The 23,350-nt window shown below is 63.5% G+C and carries 23 protein-coding genes; 9 read left to right on the top strand and 14 right to left on the bottom strand.

Going from position 1 to position 23,350, the window contains the following annotated elements:
• Window positions 1–47: 47 nt before the first annotated feature.
• Genes dsbG through dsbD form a run of 3 tightly spaced genes read right to left on the bottom strand, consistent with a single transcriptional unit; the run spans window position 48 to window position 3,384 of the window.
• The gene (gene dsbG / locus HX875_RS08320) at window positions 48–809 is read right to left on the bottom strand and encodes a thiol:disulfide interchange protein DsbG (RefSeq protein ID WP_177042815.1); all 762 of its coding nucleotides are present in this window, start codon (window positions 807–809) and stop codon (window positions 48–50) included.
• Window positions 785–1,654, bottom strand: a complete 870-nt coding sequence (locus HX875_RS08315) for a TlpA disulfide reductase family protein (RefSeq protein ID WP_177042814.1) — start codon at window positions 1,652–1,654, stop codon at window positions 785–787. Before HX875_RS08315 ends, dsbG begins: the two co-directional genes overlap by 25 nt.
• Window positions 1,654–3,384, bottom strand: a complete 1,731-nt coding sequence (gene dsbD / locus HX875_RS08310; RefSeq protein WP_177042813.1) for a protein-disulfide reductase DsbD — start codon at window positions 3,382–3,384, stop codon at window positions 1,654–1,656. Before dsbD ends, HX875_RS08315 begins: the two co-directional genes overlap by 1 nt.
• A 176-nt stretch (window positions 3,385–3,560) precedes the next feature.
• Here dsbD and HX875_RS08305 point away from each other — a divergent pair, with 176 nt between their 5' ends.
• From HX875_RS08305 to HX875_RS08285, 5 genes are all read left to right on the top strand, one after another.
• Window positions 3,561–4,241 carry a response regulator gene (locus HX875_RS08305; RefSeq protein ID WP_003209011.1) on the top strand — a complete coding sequence of 227 codons (681 nt, stop codon included), beginning with the start codon at window positions 3,561–3,563 and terminating at the stop codon, window positions 4,239–4,241.
• Complete coding sequence (locus tag HX875_RS08300; RefSeq protein WP_177042812.1) at window positions 4,241–5,560, top strand: ATP-binding protein; 1,320 nt, start codon at window positions 4,241–4,243, stop codon at window positions 5,558–5,560. The genes HX875_RS08305 and HX875_RS08300 overlap by 1 nt, the downstream gene beginning before the upstream one ends.
• A gap of 123 nt (window positions 5,561–5,683) precedes the next feature.
• Entirely contained in the window at window positions 5,684–6,457 is a 774-nt protein-coding gene (locus HX875_RS08295; protein WP_177042811.1) for an N-acetylmuramoyl-L-alanine amidase, read from the top strand.
• A gap of 150 nt (window positions 6,458–6,607) precedes the next feature.
• Window positions 6,608–8,008 (top strand): aspartate aminotransferase family protein, encoded by a 1,401-nt coding sequence (locus HX875_RS08290; RefSeq protein ID WP_177042810.1) that lies wholly within the window; start codon window positions 6,608–6,610, stop codon window positions 8,006–8,008.
• 53 nt (window positions 8,009–8,061) lie between these two features.
• Window positions 8,062–8,286 (top strand): MbtH family protein, encoded by a 225-nt coding sequence (locus HX875_RS08285; protein WP_003209001.1) that lies wholly within the window; start codon window positions 8,062–8,064, stop codon window positions 8,284–8,286.
• Between the two features lie 135 nt (window positions 8,287–8,421).
• Here the strand turns inward: HX875_RS08285 and HX875_RS08280 are convergent, their stop codons facing one another.
• Genes HX875_RS08280 through HX875_RS08245 form a run of 8 tightly spaced genes read right to left on the bottom strand, consistent with a single transcriptional unit; the run spans window position 8,422 to window position 14,549 of the window.
• A complete protein-coding gene (locus HX875_RS08280; RefSeq protein ID WP_177042809.1) occupies window positions 8,422–9,345 on the bottom strand; it encodes a metal ABC transporter solute-binding protein, Zn/Mn family in 924 nt (307 codons plus the stop codon).
• The gene (locus HX875_RS08275; protein WP_029300631.1) at window positions 9,345–10,244 is read right to left on the bottom strand and encodes a metal ABC transporter permease; all 900 of its coding nucleotides are present in this window, start codon (window positions 10,242–10,244) and stop codon (window positions 9,345–9,347) included. The genes HX875_RS08280 and HX875_RS08275 overlap by 1 nt, the downstream gene beginning before the upstream one ends.
• Complete coding sequence (locus HX875_RS08270) at window positions 10,241–10,987, bottom strand: metal ABC transporter ATP-binding protein (protein ID WP_177042808.1); 747 nt, start codon at window positions 10,985–10,987, stop codon at window positions 10,241–10,243. Before HX875_RS08270 ends, HX875_RS08275 begins: the two co-directional genes overlap by 4 nt.
• On the bottom strand, window positions 10,984–11,904 hold the full coding sequence (locus HX875_RS08265; RefSeq protein ID WP_177042807.1) for a metal ABC transporter substrate-binding protein: 921 nt from the start codon (window positions 11,902–11,904) through the stop codon (window positions 10,984–10,986). The genes HX875_RS08270 and HX875_RS08265 overlap by 4 nt, the downstream gene beginning before the upstream one ends.
• 26 nt (window positions 11,905–11,930) lie before the next feature.
• A complete protein-coding gene (locus HX875_RS08260; protein WP_177042806.1) occupies window positions 11,931–12,488 on the bottom strand; it encodes a DUF6162 family protein in 558 nt (185 codons plus the stop codon).
• Complete coding sequence (locus tag HX875_RS08255) at window positions 12,485–12,814, bottom strand: hypothetical protein (protein ID WP_177042805.1); 330 nt, start codon at window positions 12,812–12,814, stop codon at window positions 12,485–12,487. Before HX875_RS08255 ends, HX875_RS08260 begins: the two co-directional genes overlap by 4 nt.
• Entirely contained in the window at window positions 12,811–13,350 is a 540-nt protein-coding gene (locus tag HX875_RS08250; protein ID WP_177042804.1) for a thiamine pyrophosphate-binding protein, read from the bottom strand. The genes HX875_RS08255 and HX875_RS08250 overlap by 4 nt, the downstream gene beginning before the upstream one ends.
• Window positions 13,347–14,549: a PepSY-associated TM helix domain-containing protein gene (locus tag HX875_RS08245; protein ID WP_177042803.1), complete on the bottom strand. Its 1,203-nt coding sequence runs from the start codon at window positions 14,547–14,549 to the stop codon at window positions 13,347–13,349. Before HX875_RS08245 ends, HX875_RS08250 begins: the two co-directional genes overlap by 4 nt.
• Window positions 14,550–14,800: 251 nt before the next feature.
• Between HX875_RS08245 and leuC the strand changes: the two genes are divergently transcribed.
• The 3 genes from leuC to HX875_RS08230 all read left to right on the top strand — a co-directional run bounded on the left by leuC (window position 14,801) and on the right by HX875_RS08230 (window position 18,335).
• Window positions 14,801–16,222, top strand: a complete 1,422-nt coding sequence (gene leuC / locus HX875_RS08240; protein ID WP_177042802.1) for a 3-isopropylmalate dehydratase large subunit — start codon at window positions 14,801–14,803, stop codon at window positions 16,220–16,222.
• A complete protein-coding gene (gene leuD, locus HX875_RS08235; protein WP_177042801.1) occupies window positions 16,219–16,833 on the top strand; it encodes a 3-isopropylmalate dehydratase small subunit in 615 nt (204 codons plus the stop codon). Before leuC ends, leuD begins: the two co-directional genes overlap by 4 nt.
• Window positions 16,834–17,099: 266 nt before the next feature.
• The gene (locus tag HX875_RS08230; protein ID WP_177042800.1) at window positions 17,100–18,335 is read left to right on the top strand and encodes an MFS transporter; all 1,236 of its coding nucleotides are present in this window, start codon (window positions 17,100–17,102) and stop codon (window positions 18,333–18,335) included.
• Here HX875_RS08230 and HX875_RS08225 read toward each other — a convergent pair.
• The 3 genes from HX875_RS08225 to HX875_RS08215 form a co-directional block, all read right to left on the bottom strand.
• Complete coding sequence (locus HX875_RS08225; RefSeq protein ID WP_218171896.1) at window positions 18,316–19,230, bottom strand: LysR substrate-binding domain-containing protein; 915 nt, start codon at window positions 19,228–19,230, stop codon at window positions 18,316–18,318. The genes HX875_RS08230 and HX875_RS08225 overlap by 20 nt on opposite strands.
• 282 nt (window positions 19,231–19,512) lie before the next feature.
• Window positions 19,513–20,817, bottom strand: a complete 1,305-nt coding sequence (dctA, locus tag HX875_RS08220) for a C4-dicarboxylate transporter DctA (protein ID WP_177042798.1) — start codon at window positions 20,815–20,817, stop codon at window positions 19,513–19,515.
• Window positions 20,818–20,916: 99 nt separating this feature from the next.
• Window positions 20,917–21,792 carry an alpha/beta fold hydrolase gene (locus HX875_RS08215; RefSeq protein WP_177042797.1) on the bottom strand — a complete coding sequence of 292 codons (876 nt, stop codon included), beginning with the start codon at window positions 21,790–21,792 and terminating at the stop codon, window positions 20,917–20,919.
• A gap of 333 nt (window positions 21,793–22,125) precedes the next feature.
• On the opposite strand from HX875_RS08215, the gene HX875_RS08210 reads away from it, so the two are divergent.
• On the top strand, window positions 22,126–23,349 hold the full coding sequence (locus HX875_RS08210; RefSeq protein ID WP_177042796.1) for an SfnB family sulfur acquisition oxidoreductase: 1,224 nt from the start codon (window positions 22,126–22,128) through the stop codon (window positions 23,347–23,349).
• Window position 23,350: the final 1 nt, after the last annotated feature.

Raw genomic sequence — 23,350 nt, 5'->3', positions numbered from 1 at the left:
AAATGTGGGAGCTGGCTTGCCTGCGATGGCGTCAGACCGGTCGCCGCTTATTTCGGCCCCAGAATCTTCACCAACTTATCCGGCGACGGCGCCCCTTGCTGTTGCTGCAAACCGCCCTTGTCATCCAGATAGAAAATCGCCGGCGTCGCCGACAATTCCAGCTCATCCATTAGCTTCATGTTCGAATCGAGCTTGGCCTGGATATCCGCCGGGATCTTTTCCAGCGCCTGCAACTTGCTGCCTTTACCGGCCGACTCATGGGCTTCCAGGGCCTGCTGCGGATCCTTGGCGGCAAACAGCGCGGCGGATTTGCCAGGGCTGTCCTCACGAATAATCCCCACCATGATGTGCCGCAACTGCACCTTGCCTGCCTTCACCCACGGCCGCGCCTGTTCCCAGAACATGTTGCAGTACGGGCAGTTCGGATCGCTGAACAGATAAACAATGCGTGGCGCGTCCTTGTTGCCGTCCTGGATCCAGTTGCTGTGTTCCATCTTCGCCCAGACCTCCTTGGCCATGGGCGCGTACACCAGTTTTTCCAGGGGCGCAGTGCTCAGGTCATTGCCGGCGGCGTCGTACAGGTTGCCGGCGATCACGCTTTTGCCGTCTGCGGTCAGGTACAGCGCCATGCCACGGTTCTGGTACTGCGCGGCGTAGCCGGTGAGGCCGCTGGGCGCGTCGAACTTGCCGATGATCTTGGCACCCTTGGCCTCGATGTTCTTGATCGGCGCCGGCCAGTCTTCGGCGTGGACCAAAGTGGCAGCGAGGGTCAGGGGCAACAGGGTCAGCAGGTGGCGGAGGCGGAGCATGGCGAATTCCTTGTGGTGGCCGGCAGGGCCGGCTTGGCGTTGATCGGTTCGAAGCGCTCCATGGCGCGGGCCAGGCTGGCTTGGGACAACTCGCCCAGGTGGCTGTTGATCAGGCGACCGTCCGGTTGATAGAAGAGGGTGGTGGGCAAGGCCATGGAGCCCACGGCCTGGCCGAGGCGGCCGCTGGCGTCGAACAGCACGTTGTCCAGGTTCAGGCCCTGGGTCGCCAGGTAGGTGGCGACGCTTTGCATGCTTTCGGCCTGGTTGACGAACAGGAAGGTCACGTCCGGGCGCTGGCGCTGGGCGCTTTCCAGTACTGGCATTTCACGCCGGCACGGCGGGCACCAGGTGGCCCAGAGGTTGATCACCAGCGGGCCGCCCTTGTAGTCGGCCAGTTGCACGGTTTCGCCATTGGCGTTGCGCAGGGCAATGTCCGGCAGTTGGGTGCCTTTTTCGTAGAGGGTCAGGGACAGGCTGGTCAAGGCCCAGAACGCCAGGCCGGTGATCACCCCGGCGCTCAGTGGCTTGCGCAACAGCGGGCGGCGCCAGCCGTAGACCAAGGCGCCGAGGACCAGCGCGATGACGCCGGGCCAGGCGAGGAAGCCGCCATCGCGCAGGTCGACGATTTGCAGCGGGTCATTCTGGTAGTACGTCCAGTACATCAGCACAAAGCTGACGCGGGCGGCGAGCATGCCCAGCAAGAACAGGGTGAACAGCACCGACTCCGGGTTCTCGCCGCCACGCTTGGCCACGCGCCAGCCCACCAGGGTGGCGAGGATCAACGCCGTGATCAGCAGCAAGTGATTCAGGGCGATAGCGAACGTGCCGATAGTCAGTGTCAGCATCAGAGGGCTTCCCGGGCTTGGGTCCAGCGTTGCAGGAAGGCGGCGGCGTCGACTTCGCCGGTGATGCGCTGGGCGCGGCGCTCTTCACCGTCGGGGCCGATCCAGACGAAGCTCGGCGGGCCGGGGACCTTGTAGCGGCCCAGCAGCTCGCGGCTGGCGGCGTTGTCGGCGGTTACGTCGAGGCGCAGCAGGCGCACATCCTTGAGGGCGTCGAGGACTTCGGGTTTGCCGAACACCTGTTTTTCCATGATCTTGCACGACACGCACCAGTCGGCGTAGTAGTCCACCAGCACCCATTGGCCCTGGGCCTTGGCGCTGTCGAGCTGGCTTTGCAGCACGGCCGGGTCGTTGATGGTCATGAAGGCTTCGTGGGCGGTGGGGGCTGCGGCCACCCGCGAGCCGCTGTAGACCTTCAACGGTTGCCACAGGTCGTCGCTGCCGCCGGCCGCGCCGATCACCAATACGCTGCCCCAAAGGCCCAGTACCAGGGAGCCGGCACCGAACAGCATGGCGGTGCGCCCGAAATCCCGGGCCAGCCGCCAGCCGCAATAGGCCATGACCAGCGCCAGCACACCCCACAAGCCAAGCCACAGGGTTTCGCCGACTACCGGGCGAATCATCAACACGGCGGTGGCGAGGAACAGGAAGCCGAAGATGCCCTTGAGGATATTCATCCACGTACCGGGCTTGGGCAGGAAGCGGTTACCTACGGTCACCAGCAGCAACAGCGGCACGCCGATGCCGATGCCCATGGCAAACAGGATCAGGCCGCCATGCAGGGCGTTGCCGCTCTGGGCGATATACAGCAGGGCGCCGGCCAGGGGCGCCGTCATGCACGGGCCTACGAGCAGGCCGGACAAGGCGCCGAGCACGCCGGCACCTACCAGGCTGCCGCCGCTTTGGTTGCGGCTGACGTTATCCAGGCGGTCCCGCAGGAAGGCCGGCAGTTGCAGTTCAAAGAAGCCGAACATCGGCAAGGCCAGGATCACAAACAACGCGGCGAAACTGCCGAGGATCCACGGGGTTTGCAGCAGGGCGGCGAGGTTGCCGCCGAGCAGTGCGGCCAATACGCCGAGGGCGGCATACACCAGCGCCATGCACACCACGTAGCTGGCGGCCAGGGCAAAGCCGCGGCGTGGACTGGCGCCGCTGCCGACCACAAGGCCGGCGAGGATCGGCAGCATCGGCAAGGAGCACGGGGCAAAGGCCAGCAGCAGGCCCAGGCCGAAGAACACCAGCAGGCTCCAGCCCAGGCTGCGCTGTTGCAGGCCGCTGGCCAGGCTTTGGTCCTGGGCCTGGCCGGTAGCGGCGACGGCGGGGTTGCCGCCCAGGTCCACGGTGATCGATTGCGGCGGGTAGCACAGGCCGGCATCGGCGCAGCCTTGCCAGCCGACCTTGACCTGGCCGGTGGCGCCGGCAGGAATCTTCACTTCCAGGCCCTGGCGATAGACTTGCTGCTCGCCGAAGAACTCGTCGCTATGGGCTTCGCCCTGGGGCAACGTCGGCTTTTCGGCCAGGCCGTCGAACTTCATGCGCTGCTGGTACAGGTAATAACCGTCGGCAATCTGCCAGAACAGCTGGGTTTCGCCGGAGGCCAGACGCTCGGAGGTAAAGGTGAAGGCTTTGCCCACGGGGAGAAAATCGGGTTTGGTCTCGAAAGGATTGTTGCCCGGCGCGGCCTGGGCGAATCCAGCAAACACTACCAGCAGGAAGATAAACAGATGCCGCATGATCAAGCCTTAGTTCGAAGCAAGTGGGACACACAATGTGTGGCGTTGATTAACCGATGATTAACCGGGCTATCCTAGAGAAGAAGGGATTATCCGGGTTTACGCGCGTTGGCGGCATAATGCGCGCTTAATCCACCGCCTTTTAAATCACCCTCACATTTTGCAAAGGGTTCACCATGCACGTACTGGTCTGTGAAGACGACGAGCTGATCGCCAGCGGCATTGTTGCCGGGCTCAGCGCCCAGGGGCTGACCGTCGAGCGCGTCGGCACGGCTGCCGCTGCCCGGGCGATGCTCAAGGTGGCGGAGTTCGACGTGATGGTACTCGACCTCGGCCTGCCGGATGAAGACGGCTTGAAGCTGTTGCAGCAATTGCGCAGCCAGGGCCTGGAGATTCCGGTGCTGATCCTCACGGCGCGTGACTCGGTGACCAACCGGGTCGATGGCCTGCAAGCCGGTGCCGACGACTACCTGCTCAAACCCTTCGACCTGCGGGAACTGGCAGCGCGCCTGCACACCCTGTTGCGCCGGGTCGCCGGGCGCAGCGTCAACCTGATCGAACACGGGCGCCTGACCTACAACCCCAGCAGCCGCGAAACCCTGCTGGGTGGTGAGTCGGTGGACCTGTCCCGTCGCGAGCAGGCGCTGTTGCAGGCCCTGTTGCAAAACCGCGGCCGGGTGCTCTCCAGCGAGCAGCTCAAAGACAGCGTCTACGGCTTGAACGACGAGCTGGAAAGCAACGCCCTCAACGTGCACATCCACCACCTGCGACGCAAACTCGGCAACGGCATCGTCGAAACCGTGCGCGGCCTGGGCTACCGCCTGGGCCCGGCTGACGGTGGAGAGGACGCTTCGTGATGAGCCTGCGCCTGCGGCTGACCTTCAAGCTCGGCGCGGCCTTCGTGCTGATCTGGGCACTGGCCGCCGCGTGGATGCTCAACGACCTGCGCAACCAGATGATGTTTTCCCTGGACCAGCGCCTGGTGGCTTCGGCGCGCATGGTGGCCGGGCTGATGGAGCAGATGCCGGGCCTGTCCAGCACGGGCGAGGGCGCGCATTTCAGCGCTGAACAATTGAATGTGCCCGGCGGCATGGCGTGCCAGGTCAGCTCCTTGCGCGGGGTGGTGCTTGCCCGCAGCCATACCACCCCGGACCAGGGCCTGGAGTCGCGCAAGAGCGGCTTTCGCGACCAGATGATTGATGGCGTGGGCTGGCGCAGCTTCACCCTGTCCCGTGGCGATTTGTTTATCACCACCGCCGACCGGCAGGTGGAGCGTGAAGCCTTGAATATGTCGATCCTGCTGGCGGCTTCGGTGCCGGTGGGCGTGGCACTCTTGGGCTGCCTGTGCCTGCTGTGGCTGGGGATCGGCCAAAGCCTCTTGCCGCTCAACCGCATGCGTGACGCCTTGATGCGCCGCAGTGCCGACTCCCTGGAGCCGTTGCAGATCAGTCCGCTGCCCAGCGAGCTCAAGCCGCTGCTCGACACCCAGAACCAATTGCTGCAACGCATCGCCAAGACCATCGAGCGCGAACGCCGCCTGACCGGCGACGCCGCCCACGAACTGCGCAGCCCGCTGACCGCGATCAAGACCCACCTGCAAGTGGCGCGCATGACCGAAGGCGCCGCCCGTGACCAGTCCCTGGCCCACGCCGAGGAAGGCGCCGACCGCCTGCACCGCACCCTTGAGCAGCTCCTGCTGCTGGCGCGGGTCGAAGGCAGCCTGTCGTTTGATGACGGCCTGCAATCGAGCGCCGAGCAAGTCGCTCAACTGGCGATCCAGGATGCCAACGGTGGCGACAATCAGCGCATTGACCTGGTGCTGGCAGACAGCCTCTCTGACCAGCCGGTGGAAATGCCGGTGGGCCTGGCCGTTGCCGCCTTGCGCAACCTGCTGGATAACGCCCTGCGCCACACACCGGCAGATACCCGGGTGGAGCTGAGTGTGTCCAGTGCGGGCGATAACGTGGTGTTCCGGGTACGTGACTACGGCGCGCCGATTTCCAGTGAAGACTTGCAACACCTGACCCAGCGCTTCTGGCGCAATGGCAACAGCCCCGGTTGCGGCCTGGGGTTGGCGATTGTGCAGGCGATTGTGCAGCGCTGCTCATGTTCGCTGAAATTCGACAGCCAGGCCGATGGCCTGCGGGTCGACCTCGGCATGCCGCTGCGTCGCTGACACCTTCTTTTCACGGCACACATAGCTACCGCCATCCTCAAGCGCAACGCTTCAGGATGGCGGTAATTTTTTTGTGTTTGAACGGGCTGAATGATTCGGCCTGTGTTGAAAAGGACAGCCTCCATGTTGGTCATCGATTCCACGTACCCCGCAACAGACTTTAACGGCCGTAACGGCGAAGCCGTGCGCCAGGTGATTGTGCACTACACCGCCGCGCCTTTTGCCTCGTCGCTGCAGACACTGACCTGCGGCGGCGTCAGTTCGCACTACCTGTTGGCCGATCCCCATGACCCGAGTTACCGCGCAGCGGGTTATCAGGAGTTGCGGGTCTTCCGCCTGGTGGATGAAGCCCACCGCGCGTGGCATGCGGGCGCCAGCCATTGGGCCGGGGGCGATAACCTCAACCGCAGTTCCATCGGCATCGAAATCGTCAACCAGGCCCGGGATGAGGCCGGTGTGTTCAGCTTTCCAGCGTATGGGCAGGAGCAGGTCGACGTGTTGATTGCCCTGATTCATGACATCCAGGCACGCTACCCGGCGATTGGCCCCACCGACATGCTCGGGCACTCGGACATTGCCTATTGGCGCAAGAGCGACCCCGGGCCTCGTTTGCCGTGGCGTTGCCTGTTCGAAGCAGGCGTAGGCGCCTGGTTTGAGGACACCGCCAAGATCGCCTATCAACGCTGGTTCGACATCGGCCTGCCGCCCGAGGTTGAAGTCGAACGGGCGTTCCAGCGCTACGGGTACGCCCCGGCGAAAAATCGCCTGGGGTTTCAGCAGCGTGTCCGCGCGTTCCAGATGCATTTTCGCCCCTGTGACTACAGTGGGCGGCTGGACGCGGAGACCTGCGCCATCCTGTATGCGTTGAATGAAAAATACACCGGGGTCGTCGGGTAAATCCGCTAAAGCGGTTTTTAACGACCACAGGTGTAAATCCTCCCCGCGCTGATGCGTTTCCAGAACAGGAAATCCGTGCGCTGCCCTTGGGCCAGACGCCAACGGGTTGGCAGTTTGGTCACCATCATCAGCGTATTGAGGGATCGAGAGATGTCAGTCGCTACCAGCCGTATTCAAGAGACCCTGGCGGTCCCTGCGGAAACGCTCTATCAGTTCGACGAAACCCCGCTGCTGGCCCGCCAGCGCCAGCAGGAGTCCAATGCCCGCAGTTATCCGCGACGCATTCCCCTGGCCCTCAAGCGTGCGCGCGGGATTTACGTCGAGGACGTCGAAGGCCGCAGCTTTATCGATTGCCTGGCGGGCGCCGGCACCCTGGCGCTGGGGCACAACCACCCGGTGGTGATCGAAGCGATTCGCCAGGTGCTGAGTGATGAATTGCCGTTGCACACCCTGGACCTGACCACGCCGGTCAAGGACCAGTTTGTGCAGGACCTGTTCGGCCTGCTGCCGCCGGCGCTGGCGCGGGAAGCCAAGATCCAGTTCTGCGGCCCCACCGGCACCGACGCGGTGGAAGCCGCGCTGAAACTGGTGCGTACCGCCACCGGGCGCAGCACGGTGCTGTCGTTCCAGGGCGGTTATCACGGCATGAGCCAGGGCGCCCTGAGCCTGATGGGCAGCCTGGGGCCGAAAAAGCCGTTGGGCGCACTGCTCGGCAATGGCGTGCAATTCCTGCCATTCCCTTACGACTATCGCTGCCCGTTCGGGCTGGGCGGGGCGGAAGGGGTGAAGGTCAACCTGCACTACCTGGAAAACCTGCTTAACGACCCCGAGGCCGGTGTATTGCTGCCGGCAGCGGTGATCGTCGAGGTGGTGCAAGGCGAGGGCGGCGTGATTCCGGCCGATCTCGATTGGCTGCGCGGCCTGCGGCGCATCACCGAGCAAGCCGGCGTGGCGTTGATCGTCGACGAAATCCAGAGCGGCTTTGGCCGTACCGGCAAGATGTTTGCCTTCGAACATGCCGGCATCGTCCCGGACGTGGTGGTGTTGTCCAAGGCCATTGGCGGCAGCCTGCCCCTGGCGGTGGTGGTGTATCGCGACTGGCTCGATACCTGGTTGCCAGGCGCCCATGCCGGGACCTTCCGGGGCAATCAGATGGCCATGGCTGCCGGCTCGGCGGTGATGCGCTATCTCAAGGACCACGACATTCCCGCTCATGCGGCGGCCATGGGCGAGCGTCTTGGGGAACACCTGCGGATCCTGCAGCGCGACTTCCCGCAGTTGGGGGACATTCGTGGGCGCGGGCTGATGCTGGGTGTGGAGTTGGTGGACCCTGCCGGCGCGCCCGACACCCAGGGCCATCCGCCGGTGCATCGCCAACTGGCGCCGCTGGTGCAGCGTGAATGCCTCAAGCGCGGGCTGATTCTTGAACTGGGCGGGCGGCACGGCAGCGTCGTGCGTTTCCTGCCACCGCTGGTGATCACCGCTGTGGAAATCGACCGCGTGGCCGAGATTTTTGGTCGCGCCCTGGCAGCAGCCGTCGCCAGCCTCTAATTTTTTAGCGGGCTGGCACGTTCCTTCTTACATTACACCGACGGAGAACCGTAATGACCTCAGTATTCGACCGCGAAGACATCCTGTTTCAGGTAGTGGTCAACCATGAAGAGCAATATTCCATCTGGCCCGACTACAAGGCTGTGCCGGAAGGCTGGCGTACCGTGGGCAAAAGCGGGATGAAGAAAGAGTGCCTGGCCTACATCGAAGAGGTGTGGACCGACATGCGCCCGCTGAGCCTGCGCCAGAAGATGGATAGCCAGGCGCTGGCTGGCTGACCCATACCTTGAAGGTTGTGAAGATCGAATGTGGGAGCTGGCTTGCCTGCGATAGCGGTGAGTCAGCTTGCATCTCTGTTGACTGATACTCCGCTATCGCAGGCAAGCCAGCTCTCACACTGACCGCGTTTGTCCTTAAGGTGTCAGCGCCTTGATTACCTGATCCACATTGCCTTCCAGCTCCGCCACCGGGTCTGCGCCATCGGTGCCCAGCACCAGCAACTTCGACCCACCCGCCGTGACAGCCGCCTGTACCGCATCGCTTGGCTTGCGGTGATGCAGCACCACGGCCACCTCATTCTCCTTCAGGCTTTCACTCAGTTGCTGCAATGCTTCGGGCGTCCAGTCCGTGTCTGCCCGCGCATCGGTGCTGACCAGTTCCAGGTTCAACCCGCTCACCAGGTAACCAAAGTGATCACTCAGGCTGACCACCGTCAGGTTGTCGGCCTTGGCCAGTCGTGCCTCGCTGTCGGCGGTGAGCTTGAGCAGGCGTTGCTTGAGCGCGGCCAGGTTGGCCTCGATCTGCGGCTTGGCCCCGGGTGCCAGGCGGCTCAGGTCGGCGGCCATCACATCGGCCATGCGTCCCATGTTGTTGCTGGCTTGCCACGGCTGGCTGTTCAGGCCGTCGCTGGCGCCCGGCTGCACGGCAATCCCTGGCAAGCCGCCGTCCACCGGGCGAGCGGCGTCGACTTCGACGATGCGGATATTGCTGCGCCGGGCCACCGGGTACAGCGGGTCGTCGGGCCATAACGAGCGCAGGCCGATGGCCGCATCGGCGTCCAGCGCCAGTGTGTTCAGCGCCGGCGCGCCGCGCCCGGTGAAATAGGCGACTTGCCGCGAGCCGGGCAGGTTGGCCGGCGCCGCGCGTTCAAGCTGCACGTCGGTGCCTTTGAGCAGCACTTGTGCCAGGCCATAAGTGATCGGCAACGCGGCGAGGACCTTCACCGGCTTGCTCGCGTGAACACCCTGGGGCGCGGGCTTGACGGCGTCAGCCGCCATCACCGGAGCCGCGATCAAGCAGGCGATGGCCAGGGCCAGTGGATTCAGAACGGTGCGCATTATCCAAGATTCCCTTTCAGGCTGGGGACCGTGCCGCGAGCGATAGCGGCGAGGGCGAAGGCGATACCGGCGACCAGGATGATGGCGGCACCGGATGGAATCGGCAGGTCGAAGATGATCGGCAGCAGAATCCCGCACAGGGTGCTGACGGTGGCGATCACCACCGAGATCCAGAAGAAGCCCTTGAGCGACTGGCTCAACAGGCGTGCGGCGGCCGCCGGAATCACCAGCAACGCGCCTACGAGGATCGCGCCGATGACCTTGACTGCGGCAACGGTGATCAACGTCACCAGGATCACGAACAGATAGTCCAGGGTCTTCACCGCCACCCCGCGCACCGCTGCCAGTTGCGGGTTGAAGCTGGCGAGCATGATGCGGTTGTACAGCGGCAACGCCAGGGCCATCACCAGCGAGCCGACAATCGCCAGCACCAGCAGGTCATTGCCGTTCACCGTCAGCACCGAGCCGAACAACACGTTTTCGAGGATGTGCACGTTGATCTTGCCCGCCAGAATCAGCAGCAGGCTCGCGCCCAAGGCCAGGGACACCGACAGGAATACGCCGATCAGCGTATCCGGCGCCAGGCCCGTGCGGTTGCGCAGGTAGTTGAGCAGGATGCCGAACAGCAGGCAGTAGCCGAACAGGCTGCCGTAAGGCCCGGTGTAGGGCTCCCCCAGCAGAATGCCCACGGCCACGCCGGTCAGTGCGGCATGGCCCACGGCTTCGGAAAAGAACGCAAAGCGCTTGACCACCACCAGCGTACCCAAACCACCCAGTACCGGGCCGATCAGCAGCCCGGCCAGCAGGGCGTTGACCACAAATCCATAGGCCAGCGCTTCCGGCAGATACCCGGAAGACGCCCAGCCCTGGACCATCAAGCGAAAGGCTTCGTAGCTCATAAGGCCGGGCTCCGTGGATGGGTGGAGAACAGAGTCAGCAGGCGGTCGGGGGTCAGCGCCTCCTTGGGCGTGGCGTCGAACAGCACGCGGCGGTTCAGGCCGGTAACACGGTCAGCCAGGCGGCCGACGGCTTCCAGGTCGTGTTCGATCCACAGCACGGTGATCCCGGCGTGGCGCCAGTCGTTCAGCAGCCGCTCGAACACCTGGATGCCGGCTTCGTCCAGCGCCGACATCGGTTCGTCCAGCACCAGCAATTGCGGCGCCGGGATCAAGCCCTGGGCCAGCAGCACCCGCTGGCGTTCACCACCCGACAGGGCGCCCATGCGCCGCTTGCGTTTGTCCTGCATGCCGACCCGTTCGAGTGCTTCGCCAATCGCGGCGGCGTAATGTTTGGACAACCCGAGAAACGCCGGACGCCGCTGGCACATGGCAGCCATGAAGTCGTCGACGGTCATCGGCAAGCCGCGGTCGAACTCCAGCGCCTGGGGCACGTAGCCGATGGTGCCCGGCACATCGGGCCAGTGCAGGCTCAACTGGCCCTGGTGCGGTGTTTGCCCCAGCAGGGTTTTGATCAGCGAGCTTTTGCCGCCGCCGTTGGGGCCCACCAGCGCGTGGATGCTGCCGGGCTGGACCTGGAAACTCACCGCGTCAAGGATCACCGTGCGGCCCAGGTTCAGCGCCACTTTATTGAAGTCGAGGGTCGGGCCAACACTGACCACCTTCAAATGTTCCGCTGCCGTCATGCCCCGGACTCCTGGATCGCCCGTACCACGGTGTTGAGGTTGCCGGTCATTTCCACTTCGTACTTTTCAGCGCTGTAGTCGCCATAGGAAATGTGCGACAGCGGGTACAGCTTCACGCCCGACTCACGCTGGATGGTGTCGACGTAGCTGGACGGGAAATCCATCTCCGAGAAGATCACTTTTACGTCCAGTTCCCGCAGTTGATCGATGGTTTTCTTCAACTGGCTCGGGCTCGGTTCGATACCGTGGGCCGGTTCTACCACGGCGGTAACTTCCAGGCCGAACTCCCGCAGCAGGTAGTCATAAGCCGCGTGCACCGTGGCTACCCGCAGGTCCGGGTTGGGCGCGCTGGTGAGTTTGGCCAGGGCGTCGGCGCGCATCTGGCGCAGGCGCTTGCCGTAGGCGCGGGCGTTCTGGGTGTAGGTCTTGGCGTTGTCCGGGTCGAGCTTGCCCAGTTCCCGGGCGATGTTATTCACCTGGGCAATCGAGGCGCTGATGGACAGGAAGGTGTGCGGGTTGACTACCTTGCCGGCACCGCGCGCGGCGTTGCCGGTGGCGGCCAGCAGCGGCACGTTGGCGTTGGCTTCGATCACCGGAATGTCCGGGCGCTCGCTGGTGGCGATCATGCGGTCGGCGAAATCGTCATGGCCCACGCCATTGAGCACGATCACATCGAGGGTGCCGATGCGCTTGATGTCTTCAGCGCGGGGTTCGTAGGCGTGGGGGTTGAAGCCGGCCGGAATCAGCGGGACGACTTCGGCCTTGTCCCCGACAATATTGGCCACATAGCTGTAATAAGGATGCAGGGTGATGCCGATGCGCAGGCGTTTGGCAGGGTCGGCGCTGGCCATTGGCGCCAGCAGCAAGGTGAACAAACCCGCGAGCACCAGGCGTAAAAATGGAGATGAAATAGACATGGTCTTCTCTCGGCTACAGCGTGAATTCAATGACGATGCTGGCGGGTGACACCCGCATCGAACTGCGCGACCACTTGCTGCCAACCCGCGCTGATCAGCGCCTGGTCAGTGAGGTCGGAGGGGGCGGTGAGGTTGGCGCTGCGGTTGAGCCAGATATCTGGCTCGGCTCCACTGATGCGCATCAGCAGCGAACCGCTGAGGGCCGGGGTCTGGCTCAGGCCCAGGTAGGCGGTGTCCAGCAACTGCCAGCGGTGGTCGCCACGGCTCACCGAACTGGCGTCCTGGGCGAAGGGCGCAAAGCCTTCTTCGGCCAGTTGTTCAGGCGTCGGCAGGGCGCTGTGCTCCTCCTGCAGCAAATGGATTTCGTCCAGGGTCACCCGCAGGTCGGCGTAAATGCCTTGCTCGGCGGCGCTGAGGTCGCGGCGGGCGTCCAACTGGTGGCTCGGTACCGCAGCGATCTCCTGGCTTTCACCGCGCAAGGCCACCACTGTGCCGGCAACGGCGAGGATGATCAGGCACAGCAGCAGGACGTAAAGGGTTTCGTGCCCGGCACCGGCCGGGCGAACAACGTGAGTCGTGCTCATTGGGGCTGGATATCCGCTTGGTCGATTTCCACCACGTGGCCGGGGCCGGCGTCAAACAGCACGTAGAACTCGGCGGACGGTTTCTTGAAGGTCAACTTCGAGTCTTCACCCAGCTTGCCGGGCACCAGGATGGTTTCGTCGTAGCCGATCACGTCCAGGGTCACGCCCGGGGCGCCGCTGCCATCGGAGAAACCGCCGGTGCACTGGATCTGCTCGCCGGCGATTTCCTTGCATTCGCACATCGGGTTGTGGGCGAGGGCGACGGTACTGAAACCGGCGCCGAGGATCAGCACGCCACAGGCGCGGGCCAATTGCTGCAAGGTCATGGTTTGACTCCTCGTTTTTTCAGCCAGTCGATGGTGGCCGGCGATGCCTGGCTCAAGGGAATGGAGGCCTGGTGCATGGCACCGTCCCAGCCTTCCATGGTGATCCACACTTCGGCGTCCAGCGGCGTGCGTTCAGGGATCGGCAGCGCGGCGCCCATGCGGTACGGGGTGCCGAAGAAAATCACCCCGGCGGCCCGCAGGCTGCGGGGCTTGCCGATGCGCAGGTAGGTCGCCTTGACCTGGTCGGTGCAGGTGTCGCACAGGGCCGCGTTGAAGGATTTCATCGGGCCCGCCGGGTTGGGGCGCGGCGGCTCGTTGCGTAGCTCTGCGAGCTTCAGGCTCCAGGGGCCGACCTGTACGTCACCGATCTCCCGTTCACCCAGGCCGCTGTCACCGCGAAACAGCGCGGCGTCGGCGAAGTACTTGGGCATGAAGCCCAGGGGCACCAGCAACAGCAGGATATTGATGTGGAAGCGCCACTTGAGCCAAAAGGCCCGCAGCGGCGAGGGCGGTTGAATCGTCGTGGCCTTGTTCATGAATTGGCCTCCGTTGTTTCAGCCTGCAAGGCCTGGATTTTCGCCGGTTGACGGGACGCCTTGGCTTCACGTTTCAGGGCATTGAGGGTGGCCAGGGCCGTGCGTTTGGTCCAGATCAGCAAGCCGCTCAAGACCATCATGCTCAACACCAGCCCGAAGAAGGCCCAGATCAGCTTGATCCAGATACCGCCAAAATCCCCGGTGTGCAGCGGGCGCATGGATTCGGTGACGAACTCCAGGGCCGATCGGTCGGACAGCAGGTGCGAGGCGGCGATTTCGCCGTTGTACGGGTTGATTTCCGCAGTCTGGAACATCAGCGGGTACCAGCCACGCCCACCGATGCGCAGGTGGCTGTAGGCGTTGCTGGGCAGGCTCACAAAGCTGGCCTCAAGCCCCGGAATCCGCTGGGTGGCGATGGTGATCGCCTCGTCCAGTGGAATCATGGGCGCCGGCACGCCCGGGGCGGACATCGGTACTTTGTCGCGGGCAATCGCCGGGACGATCGGCTCGCTGGAAATGGTGATCTGGTTATCGCCCAGGATCGCCTGGATCAGGAACCAGGTGCCGGTGATGGAGATCACCGCGATAAACCAGATCGACCAGATGCCGCTCAACCGGTGGAAGTCGCCCCAGAAAATCCGCGCACCGTGACGAATGCGCAGCGTTGGCCTGAAAAAACCTTTCCAGAAGCGCTTGTAGACCACGAGGCCGGTGACCAGCGAGGCCAACAGCGGCAAGCCCAGCAGCGAGACCAGGTACCAGCCCCAGCTGTAACCGTTGGTGAACGGCACCAGCCACCAGCCATGCAGGGCACGGGTAAATTGCTGGAAGTTGAACGATGGGCTGATGCCCTGGATCACCCCGGTGTACGGGTTGACGTAAACCTCCAACGAGCGCCCGTCGGGGTAGCTCAGGTCGGCGCTGAGGGCGAAGTGCGATTCGTCCGGGCGGCTCAGGGATTCGACGATCACCTGGGGTTCGGCACGCTTGATGGCGCCGATCACCTGGTCGTAGGTGAGCGGTTCGGCATCGTCCGACGGCTTGCTGGCGCGGATGTCCGGGTTGGCCAGCCAGACGATCTCCTGGCTGACCACCGCCAGGGTGCCGGTGACGCAGACGATCAGCACAAAGAACCAGATGGGCAATGCCAGCCAGCTGTGCACGAGAAACCAGAGTTTTGAGCGTGACTTCTTCGACATGTGAATGAGGGTCTTGATCGGAGGGGGGCAGTAAAGGCCCGGAAAACGCCACCCGTAGCTTTTGCTGACGCGAGCGGCTGTATCTAAGTTAAGACGGATGAGAAACGCAAAACCCTAAGGCGGATATGAAAGTAAATGTTTCAGATACTCATTCATGCAACACGAAACATGTTTCGAGTCATCACCAAGGCGGGATTGATGGGGCGGGGGCGCTGCCTATGATGGGGTCATACCGTTGAGCGAGCCCCATAATGACTTCTGCCAGAACCCTCTACGACAAACACATCGATTCCCACACGGTGTGCCGCCTGGATGACCAGGGCCATGTGCTGCTGTACATCGACCGCCAGGTGATCAACGAATACACCAGCCCCCAGGCCTTCAACGGCTTGCGCGAGGCGGGCCGCGGCGTGTGGCGCCCCGGCACGGCGCTGGCGGTGGTCGACCATGTGAACCCCACCACGCCCAAGCGCATCGCGGCCATGCCGGATGCGGGCGGCGCGCGGCAAGTGTCGTACCTGGCGGAAAACTGCCGGGACTTCGGGATTGAACTGCTGGACATCCTCGACAAACGCCAGGGCATCGAACACGTGATCGCCCCGGAGCAGGGTTTTATCCTGCCGGGCATGGTGATCGCCGCCGGCGACAGCCACACCACCACTTACGGTGCGTTGGGCGCGTTCGGCTTTGGCATCGGCACCTCGGAAATCGAGCATTTGCTGGCCTCGCAAACCCTGGTCTACAAACGCCTGAAGAGCATGCGCGTGACCGTGGACGGTACATTGGCCCACGGCCTGACCTCCAAGGACGTGATCATGGCGCTGATCGGCAAGATCGGCGCTTCGGGCGCCACCGGCTACGCCATCGAGTTTCGTGGCTCGACCATCGATGCCCTGAGCGTCGAGGCCCGCATGACCATCTGCAACATGGCGGTGGAAGCGGGCGCACGCGGTGCCTTCATGGCGCCGGATGAAAAAGTCTTCGCCTACCTCAAGGGCAAGCCCCGGGCGCCGAAGGGCGAATTGTGGGAACGCGCCCTGGTGGGCTGGCGCCAACTGCACTCGGACGCCGACGCGGTGTTCGACCTCGAAGTGCAACTGGACGCCACCGCGCTGGAGCCGATGGTCACCTGGGGCACCAGCCCCGACCAGGCCGCGCCCATCGGCGCCCGCGTGCCGGACCCGCAAGACGTCAGCGACCTGATCCTGCGCCAGGACATGCGCCGCGCCCTGAACTACATGGGCCTGGAAGCCGGCATGCCCTTGAGCGAGATCGTCATCAGCCACGCGTTTATCGGCTCTTGCACCAACGCCCGCATCGAAGACCTGCGGGACGCCGCCAGCGTGGTGCGCGGCAGGCGCGTGGCCGACCATGTGCGGGCGATGATTGTGCCGGGCTCCACTGAAGTGCGCGACCAGGCCGAAGCCGAGGGCCTCGCCGCGATCTTTATCGATGCCGGTTTTGAGTGGCGCCAGTCCGGCTGCTCGATGTGCCTGGCCATGAACGACGACGTGCTGGAGCCGGGCGACCGCTGTGCCTCCAGCACCAACCGCAACTTCGAAGGCCGCCAGGGCGCGGGAGCCCGCACCCACCTGATGAGCCCGGCCATGGTCGCCGCCGCCGCCATCACCGGCCGCCTGACGGACATTCGCCACTTTGGAGACCGCACATGAGCCTGCAACCCTTTACCCGCATCACCGGCAAAGCCGCGCCGATGCTGGCGGCCAATATCGACACTGATGTGATCATGCCCAAGCAGTTTCTCAAGGGCATCGACCGCAACGGGCTGGATCGCGGGTTGTTCTTTGATTTGCGCTTCTTGCCTTCGGGCGAGCCTAACCCGCAATTCGTGCTGAACCAGCCGGCCTGGCAGGGCGCGAGCTTTATGGTGGTGGGGCCGAACTTCGGTTGTGGTTCCAGCCGCGAGCATGCGGTGTGGGGCTTGAAGCAGATGGGCATTCGGGCGCTGATCGGCAGCAGCTTTGCCGGGATTTTTTATGACAACTGCCAGCGTAATGGGGTGCTGTTGATCACGCTGGAGGAGGCGGTGTTGCAGCGGCTGGGGCAGACGGTGAGCCAGCCTGAGCAGGCGCAGATCAGTGTGGACCTTGAGGCCCAGGAGATTCGGTTGGCGGATGGGCAGGTGATTCCGTTCCAGATTGATACGTTGCGCAAGACTGCGTTGTTGCTGGGGTTGGATGCTATCGGTACTACGTTGCAGCGCAGCGAGCAGATCAAGGCGTTTGAACGTGAACATCTGGCGGCCAATCCCTGGCTTAGCTGAGCAAGATCACCTGTGGGAGCTGTCGAGCTTCAGCGAGGCTGCGATGCAGGCGCTGCGGTGCTGCAGGTGTACCGCGGTGATCCCATCGCAGCCTCGCTGAAGCTCGACAGCTCCTACAGGGGAGGGGCAGTTTTCCAATGCGATCGTTCCCACAGGGGGGCAGTTCGCCAATTAGACTCAGAACCTTACGTTGACACGTTGGGCACCGTGGGCTTAAGTGGGCCGCGACATGGAGGTTGGTCCGTCACGGAAAAAGGAATTTCAGCGTGTGTAACCGCAATCCCGAGTTCGCCCTCTCGACCCGAAACGCCCGCCTGATCATCTTCGCCCGGGGTGTTTCGGATTTCGGCGCGTTCCTCAACATGGTGGCCTTGTCCACTTACGTCTACTGGCTCAGCCAAAGCGTGGTGTTTGTCAGCCTCTTCCTGGCATGCCGCGTCACCGGCGGCATTGTCGCCAGCCTGTTCGGCATCCCGTTTTTTCGGCGCTTTGCCGGGCGTGGCACGTTGGCGGGGCTGGACCTGGCCCGGGCGCTGTTGCTGACGCCGTTGCTGGTGTTGATCCCGGACCTTCAGCTTAGTGTGCTGCCCTTCATCGCCTTCGGGATCGGCTTGTGCAATTCGCTTTTTGCCATCGGTCTGAATAGTCAGTTACCGACCTGGGTCGCGCTTGAGCAGCGGGTTTCCACCAATGCGTGGATCACTTCAGCGGCTGCCACTGGTGCGGTATTCGGCAGTTTGCTGTCCGGGCTGTTGATCGCCACCGGCGGGTTCGAGGCGGTGTTTGCCGTCAACATCGCCACTTATATTGTGGCCGCCGGCTTGATCCTGCCGCTGCGCGGGCTGTACGCCGTCGCCATGGCCGTGCATCGCGGCCTCTCGGCGGAATGGCACGAACTGAAGAAAGGCTTGCGCGGCGCCCCGGTGCTGGCCGCCATGTTGCTGATCAGCATGCTCGATACCCTTGGCAGCGCTGCCCATAACGTCGGCTGGCCGGTGCTGTCCCAGTACATTTCCCCCGACACGGCAAACACCGTCATGGGCTATCTGCTGGCGGTGTGGGCTTGCGGCAAGTTTATTGGCGCACGCCTGGCCAGTGCGGTTCTAAAAAACCGTGGCACCCAAGGCATGGAACGGATGTTCATGGCCGGTGTAGCGCTGATGTCCAGCGGCTTTATCCTGACCTTCCAGCAAACCGAACTGTGGCTGGCGTTGGTACTGGTAGTGTGGGCCGGGCTGGGAGACGGTATATCCGAGGTGGCCCTGGTCTCCCGCGCGCAAAGTGAACCCGATAGCCTGCGCTTGCCGCTGTTCAGTCTATTGACCCTGATTCAAATGGCCGGCTTCGGCGTGGGCATGCTGGTGGTCGGGCCGTTCTACCTGACGTGGACGCCGGCCCAGGTGATTGTGCTGTTCCACGGGCTGCCATTGAGCGCCCTGGTGGTCATGGGGTTGTGGATGGGGTTCAGGACTCAGCGGGGTATCAGATCGACAACCCTTTGAAGTGCTCCTGCAAAAACTCCACACACGCCCGCAGCTTCCCGGAGTACGCCAAGCGCGTCGGATACACCGCCCACACGTTGGCGCTCTGGGTATAGTCGTGCAGCACCTGCACCAGTTTCCCTTGCTCCAGCAGCGGCTTCACATCCCACATCGACCGCAACAACACCCCACGCCCATCAAGTGCCCATTGCAAGACAATCTCTCCATTGTTGGACGACAACGGCCCGCGCACGCGCACGCTGTCCTGTACGCCATCGCGCTCCAGGTGCCAGATGCCAAAGGCGTTGTCACGTTCCTTGAGCACCAGGCAGTCGTGCTGTTCCAGATCGCCCAAGTGCTGCGGTATGCCACGGCGTTCGAGGTAGGCGGGCGCGGCACATAGCACCCGGCGGTTGCTCACCAGCCGGCGGCCGATGTGTTGGCCGGGGATGTCGTCGCCCACGCGGATCTCCAGGTCGAAACCTTCGCTGACGATGTCCACCACGCGGTCGAACAGGTCCAGGCGAATCTCCAGGTCCGGGTATTGCTCAGCCAGCAGCGACAGGGCCGGCGCCACATGGTTGCGGCCGAAGCCGAAGCTGCTGCACAAATGCAGATGGCCGCGAGGGCTGTCGTGGGCGTCGGAGAGTTCGTCGGACAGTTGCTGGAAGTCTTCGAGAATGCGCACGGCCCAGCGCTGCACGCGCTCACCGTCTTCGGTCAGGGCGATACGCCGGCTGGTGCGGTGCAGCAGGCGGGTGGCCAGGGTGGTTTCGAGAATCTGGATACGCTTGCTGACGTAGGCCGGGGACAGCCCCAGTTCATCGGCAGCCGCAGCAAAGCCGGCCTTGCGGATCACGGTCAGGAATACCCGCAGGTCTTCAGGTAGGGGCACGGTATCTTTCTTATTAGTCATCAGAAACAGGCGTGGCGGCATGAGCCGCCAGAATAGCACCGGTGTGGTGAGGGAGCTTGCTATGGGAAGGGAGCTTGCTGTGGGGATGGAGCTTACTGTGGGGATGGAGCTTGCTGTGGCGAGGGAGCTTGCTCCCGCTGGGCTGCGCAGCGGCCCCAAAAAAGATGGGAGCGCTGCGCACTCCAGCGGGAGCAAGCTCCCTCGCCACAGCAAGCTCCCTCGCCACAGCAAGCCCCCTCACCACAGCAAGCTCCCTCACCACAGGGGATTGGTACTTAAGGTCTACTCGGCAGCGATCTTCGCCTGCGCAGCAGCCCGCGCATGGCGGCCATGCTTGAGGGCGATGGGCGCCATCTTCTCGCGGTCCAGTTCACCCTCCCAGGCAGCCACCACCAGGGCGGCCACGGCATTACCGATAATGTTGGTCAGCGAACGGCACTCCGCCATGAAACGGTCAACCCCCAGGATCAGCACCATCGCCGCCACCGGCACCGTCGGCACCACCGCCAGGCTGGCGGCCAGTGCGACAAAACCTGCACCCACCACCGCGCCGGCGCCTTTGGAGGTGAGCATCGCCACCGCCAGAAGCGTCAGTTGTTGCTCCAGCGTCAGGTCGATATTCGTCGCCTGGGCCAGGAACAGCACCGCCAGCGTCATATAGATGTTGGTGCCGTCCAGGTTGAAGGTATAGCCGGTGGGCACCACGATCCCCACCACGCCTTTGGAGGCGCCGAGGCTTTCGAGTTTCTGGATCAGTTGCGGCAAGGCAGATTCGGAGGAACTGGTGCCCAGCACGATCAACAGCTCGGCCTTGATGTAGGTCAGCAGCTTGAAGATGCTGAAGCCGACATACCGCGCGATGCTGCCCAGCACCACGGCCACGAAGAAAAACGCGGTGACGTAGAACGTGCCCACCAGTTTCAGCAACGGCAGCAGCGAGCCCAGGCCGTATTTGCCGATGGTGAAGGCGATCGCCCCGAAAGCACCAATCGGCGCGACGCGGCTGATCATCCCGACGATGCGGAAGAACACTTCGCTGGCCTGGTTGATCACACCCACCAACGGCCGGCCCTTCTCGCCGATCATCACCAGCCCGAGGCCGAACAGTACCGACACAAACAGCACCGGCAGGATTTCACCTTTGGAGAATGCGTCGAAGAAGGTGGTCGGGATCACGTGCATCAGGAACCCGGTGACGCCTTCACCATGTTCGGCCTGGCCGACAAAACCGGCGATGGCCGAGCTGTCGAGGGTCGTCACATCAATGTTGAACCCCACGCCCGGGTGCAGCAGGTGCGCGGCGAGGATGCCGATCACCAGGGCGATGCTGGAGACAATCTCGAAATACAGCAGCGCCTTGCCGCCCACACGTCCCACCTGCTTCACGTCGTGCATGCTGGTGATGCCGGAGACCACCGTGCAGAAGATGATCGGGCCGATGATCATCTTGATCAGCTTGATAAACCCGTCGCCCAGGGGCTTGAGGTCGATGCCCACCTGGGGCCAGTGGTTGCCGATCAGTACGCCCAGCACAATGGCGATGATCACCTGCACATACAGGGTTCCCAGCAGTTTTCTGATTGTCATTTTTATTATCTCGAGACGTTTTTTGGGCAAGCAGATCCCGTCGCAGGCTGTTTCAAGCCTGCGGGGCGGGATCGATCAGATCAGCGGTTTACTAAAGCCTCAGCGAAGGAAGGTCAGGACTTCGCCCAGCAACAGTTCAGGAGCTTCTTCAGCGATGTAGTGGCCGGCCGGCAGGGCCTTGCCACGTACGTCGGTGGCGACTTTCTGCCATTCCTTGAGGGGTTCGAAGCAGCGCCCGACGGTGCCTTCGGCGCCCCACATCACCAGCAGCGGCAGGTTGAGGTGGTTGCCGTTGTCGAGGTCGGCGCGGTCGTGCTCAAGGTCGATGCCGGCGGCGGCGCGGTAGTCTTCGCAGATGCCGGTGGCGGTGCCGGGCAGTTTCAGGCAGCGCAGGTATTCGGCGAAGGCTTCGTCGGTGAACGGCTTGAGCCCGGCACTGCGGCTGCCCATGACGCTGCGCAGGTACAGTTCCGGGTTGCCTTCGATCAGGCTCTCGGGCAATGGCGCCGGGCGGATCAGGAAGAACCAGTGCCAGTAGGCGCGGGCAAAGGCTTCGTCGGTCTGGGCATACATCGCAAGCGTCGGGGCGATGTCCAGCAGCACCATGCGCTGCACGGCCTTGGTGTGGTCCAGGGCCAGGCGATGGGCGACGCGGGCGCCACGGTCGTGGGCCAGCACCGAGAACTCATCAAAGCCCAGGGCCTTCATCAACTCGACGCCGTCGCGGGCCATTTCGCGCTTGGAGTAGTGGGTGTGATGGTCACTGGCGGCGGGCTTGCTGCTGTCGCCGTAACCGCGCAGGTCGGCGGCGACCACGGTGAAGTGTTCGGCCAGTTGCTCGGCGACCTTGTGCCAGATGACGTGGGTCTGCGGGTGCCCGTGCAGCAGGAGCAGGCCGGGACCCGCGCCGCCTTTGCGGTAGCTGATGTCCACACCGTTGACGTGGCGCTGGTCTTTTTGGAATCCGGCGAACATGGAATGACTCCTTGTGATGATTGCCTGCATCCTGAAATCACACGGCGCCTGGGGCAAGGGGGAAAACGTGGAGGGGTTGTTCATGAAGTGTGTTGAAGCCCGATCTTTCAGGCAATGCAGGTCAACTGTAGGAGCTGGCTTGCCTGCGATGCAGGCAACTCGGTGTATCAGTCGCACCGAGGTGTTGCCCACACAACAGCAAACCGGCAGTTTGCTGCGCCGTGGGCGGTCTGCCGCGCGCACATCAGGCGCAAACCCTTGTGTTTGATAGCCTGGCGCCTCAGGCACAGAAGCTGCAATGCCTCAGGTAAATCATTCGCCCGAGAGCGTTGTATGTCTGTACTGCCTGTATCTGCCGATTACCCGATTCACACGCCCCACGCCGAGCTGATCCGTGACGAGGCCCAGGCCCTGGCCGTTGCCCACCAGGTCGCCGCCGTATTGCTGGAGCAAGACGCCGAACGCGACCGCACCCGCCAGGTGCCGGCGGACGTGGTCGACTTGTATTCCAACAGCGGCCTGTGGGGCATCAGCGTGCCCCGCGAGTTTGGCGGCGCCCAGGTGTCCTACGCGGTGCTGGCCCAGGTAATTGCGATTATCTCGGCGGCCGACCCGTCGCTGGGGCAAATCCCGCAGAACCATTACTGCCTGCTGGAAGACATCCGCCTGCAAGGCACGCCCGAGCAGCAGGCGTACTTTTTTGGCCTGGCGCTGGAGGGGCATCGGTTTGCCAACGCGCTGTCGGAAACCGGCGGCAAGAACGTCCAGGACATTCAGGCGACCATTCGCCGGCAAGGTGACGGCTATGTGATCAACGGCCGCAAGGGCTATTGCACCGGTTCGCTGTACGCCCACTGGCTGGCGGTGCTGGCGCTGGATGAGCAGCAGAATGCGCAGTTGGCCTTTGTGCCCCGCGGCACTGAAGGCCTGGTGGTGGTCGATGACTGGGACAGCATGGGCCAGCGCACCACGTCCAGCGGTACGGTGTTGGCCGAAGACCTGAAGGTGCCGGCGTTCAACCTGTTTCCTACCCATCGTTCCTACGATTCGCCGACCCTGGCCGGCCCTTTCGCGCAACTGACCACCGCTGCCATCGACGCCGGCATCGCCCGTGCCGCGTTGCGCGACACGGTGCAGTTCGTCCAGCAATTCGCCCGCCCTTGGATCGATGCCGGGGTGGAAAAAGCCAGTGAAGACCCGCTGACCATCATCCAGGTGGGTGCGCTGGATATTCGCCTGGAAGCGGCAGAAGCCTTGCTGGAGCGCGCCGGGAAAGCCCTCGACGCCGCGCGCCCGGCGCCCGATGAAGACAACGTCGCCCACGCTTCCCTGGCTGTCGCCCGGGCCAAGGTGCTGACCACCGAAATCGCCATCGAAGCCAGTAACAAGCTCTTCGAACTCGGCGGCACAAGGTCAACCCTGAAGAAGCACAACTTCGATCGTCACTGGCGCAATGCCCGGGTGCATACCCTGCATGACCCGGTGCGCTGGAAGTACCACGTGGTAGGCAACTGGTTGCTCAACGGCGCCAAGCCCCCGCGTCACGACTGGTCTTGAA

The sequence above is a fragment of the Pseudomonas yamanorum genome (assembly GCF_013386765.1).
Classification (GTDB): Bacteria; Pseudomonadota; Gammaproteobacteria; order Pseudomonadales; family Pseudomonadaceae; genus Aquipseudomonas; species Aquipseudomonas yamanorum_A.
This window is presented reverse-complemented; position numbering and strand designations above follow the sequence as displayed.

Bases quoted from the DNA above. Each gene is read 5' to 3' on its own strand.
- HX875_RS08225 (WP_218171896.1), bottom strand. From the start codon at position 19,230: ATGACTAATAAGAAAGATACCGTGCCCCTACCTGAAGACCTGCGGGTA.
- leuD (WP_177042801.1), top strand. From the start codon at position 16,219: ATGAGCCTGCAACCCTTTACCCGCATCACCGGCAAAGCCGCGCCGATG.
- HX875_RS08295 (WP_177042811.1), top strand. From the start codon at position 5,684: ATGTTGGTCATCGATTCCACGTACCCCGCAACAGACTTTAACGGCCGT.
- HX875_RS08215 (WP_177042797.1), bottom strand. From the start codon at position 21,792: ATGTTCGCCGGATTCCAAAAAGACCAGCGCCACGTCAACGGTGTGGAC.
- HX875_RS08315 (WP_177042814.1), bottom strand. From the start codon at position 1,654: ATGCTGACACTGACTATCGGCACGTTCGCTATCGCCCTGAATCACTTG.
- dsbD (WP_177042813.1), bottom strand. From the start codon at position 3,384: ATGCGGCATCTGTTTATCTTCCTGCTGGTAGTGTTTGCTGGATTCGCC.
- leuC (WP_177042802.1), top strand. From the start codon at position 14,801: ATGACTTCTGCCAGAACCCTCTACGACAAACACATCGATTCCCACACG.
- dctA (WP_177042798.1), bottom strand. From the start codon at position 20,817: ATGACAATCAGAAAACTGCTGGGAACCCTGTATGTGCAGGTGATCATC.
- HX875_RS08210 (WP_177042796.1), top strand. From the start codon at position 22,126: ATGTCTGTACTGCCTGTATCTGCCGATTACCCGATTCACACGCCCCAC.
- HX875_RS08260 (WP_177042806.1), bottom strand. From the start codon at position 12,488: ATGAGCACGACTCACGTTGTTCGCCCGGCCGGTGCCGGGCACGAAACC.
- HX875_RS08270 (WP_177042808.1), bottom strand. From the start codon at position 10,987: ATGACGGCAGCGGAACATTTGAAGGTGGTCAGTGTTGGCCCGACCCTC.
- HX875_RS08290 (WP_177042810.1), top strand. From the start codon at position 6,608: ATGTCAGTCGCTACCAGCCGTATTCAAGAGACCCTGGCGGTCCCTGCG.
- HX875_RS08285 (WP_003209001.1), top strand. From the start codon at position 8,062: ATGACCTCAGTATTCGACCGCGAAGACATCCTGTTTCAGGTAGTGGTC.
- HX875_RS08300 (WP_177042812.1), top strand. From the start codon at position 4,241: ATGAGCCTGCGCCTGCGGCTGACCTTCAAGCTCGGCGCGGCCTTCGTG.
- dsbG (WP_177042815.1), bottom strand. From the start codon at position 809: ATGCTCCGCCTCCGCCACCTGCTGACCCTGTTGCCCCTGACCCTCGCT.
- HX875_RS08280 (WP_177042809.1), bottom strand. From the start codon at position 9,345: ATGCGCACCGTTCTGAATCCACTGGCCCTGGCCATCGCCTGCTTGATC.
- HX875_RS08305 (WP_003209011.1), top strand. From the start codon at position 3,561: ATGCACGTACTGGTCTGTGAAGACGACGAGCTGATCGCCAGCGGCATT.
- HX875_RS08250 (WP_177042804.1), bottom strand. From the start codon at position 13,350: ATGAACAAGGCCACGACGATTCAACCGCCCTCGCCGCTGCGGGCCTTT.
- HX875_RS08265 (WP_177042807.1), bottom strand. From the start codon at position 11,904: ATGTCTATTTCATCTCCATTTTTACGCCTGGTGCTCGCGGGTTTGTTC.
- HX875_RS08275 (WP_029300631.1), bottom strand. From the start codon at position 10,244: ATGAGCTACGAAGCCTTTCGCTTGATGGTCCAGGGCTGGGCGTCTTCC.
- HX875_RS08245 (WP_177042803.1), bottom strand. From the start codon at position 14,549: ATGTCGAAGAAGTCACGCTCAAAACTCTGGTTTCTCGTGCACAGCTGG.
- HX875_RS08255 (WP_177042805.1), bottom strand. From the start codon at position 12,814: ATGACCTTGCAGCAATTGGCCCGCGCCTGTGGCGTGCTGATCCTCGGC.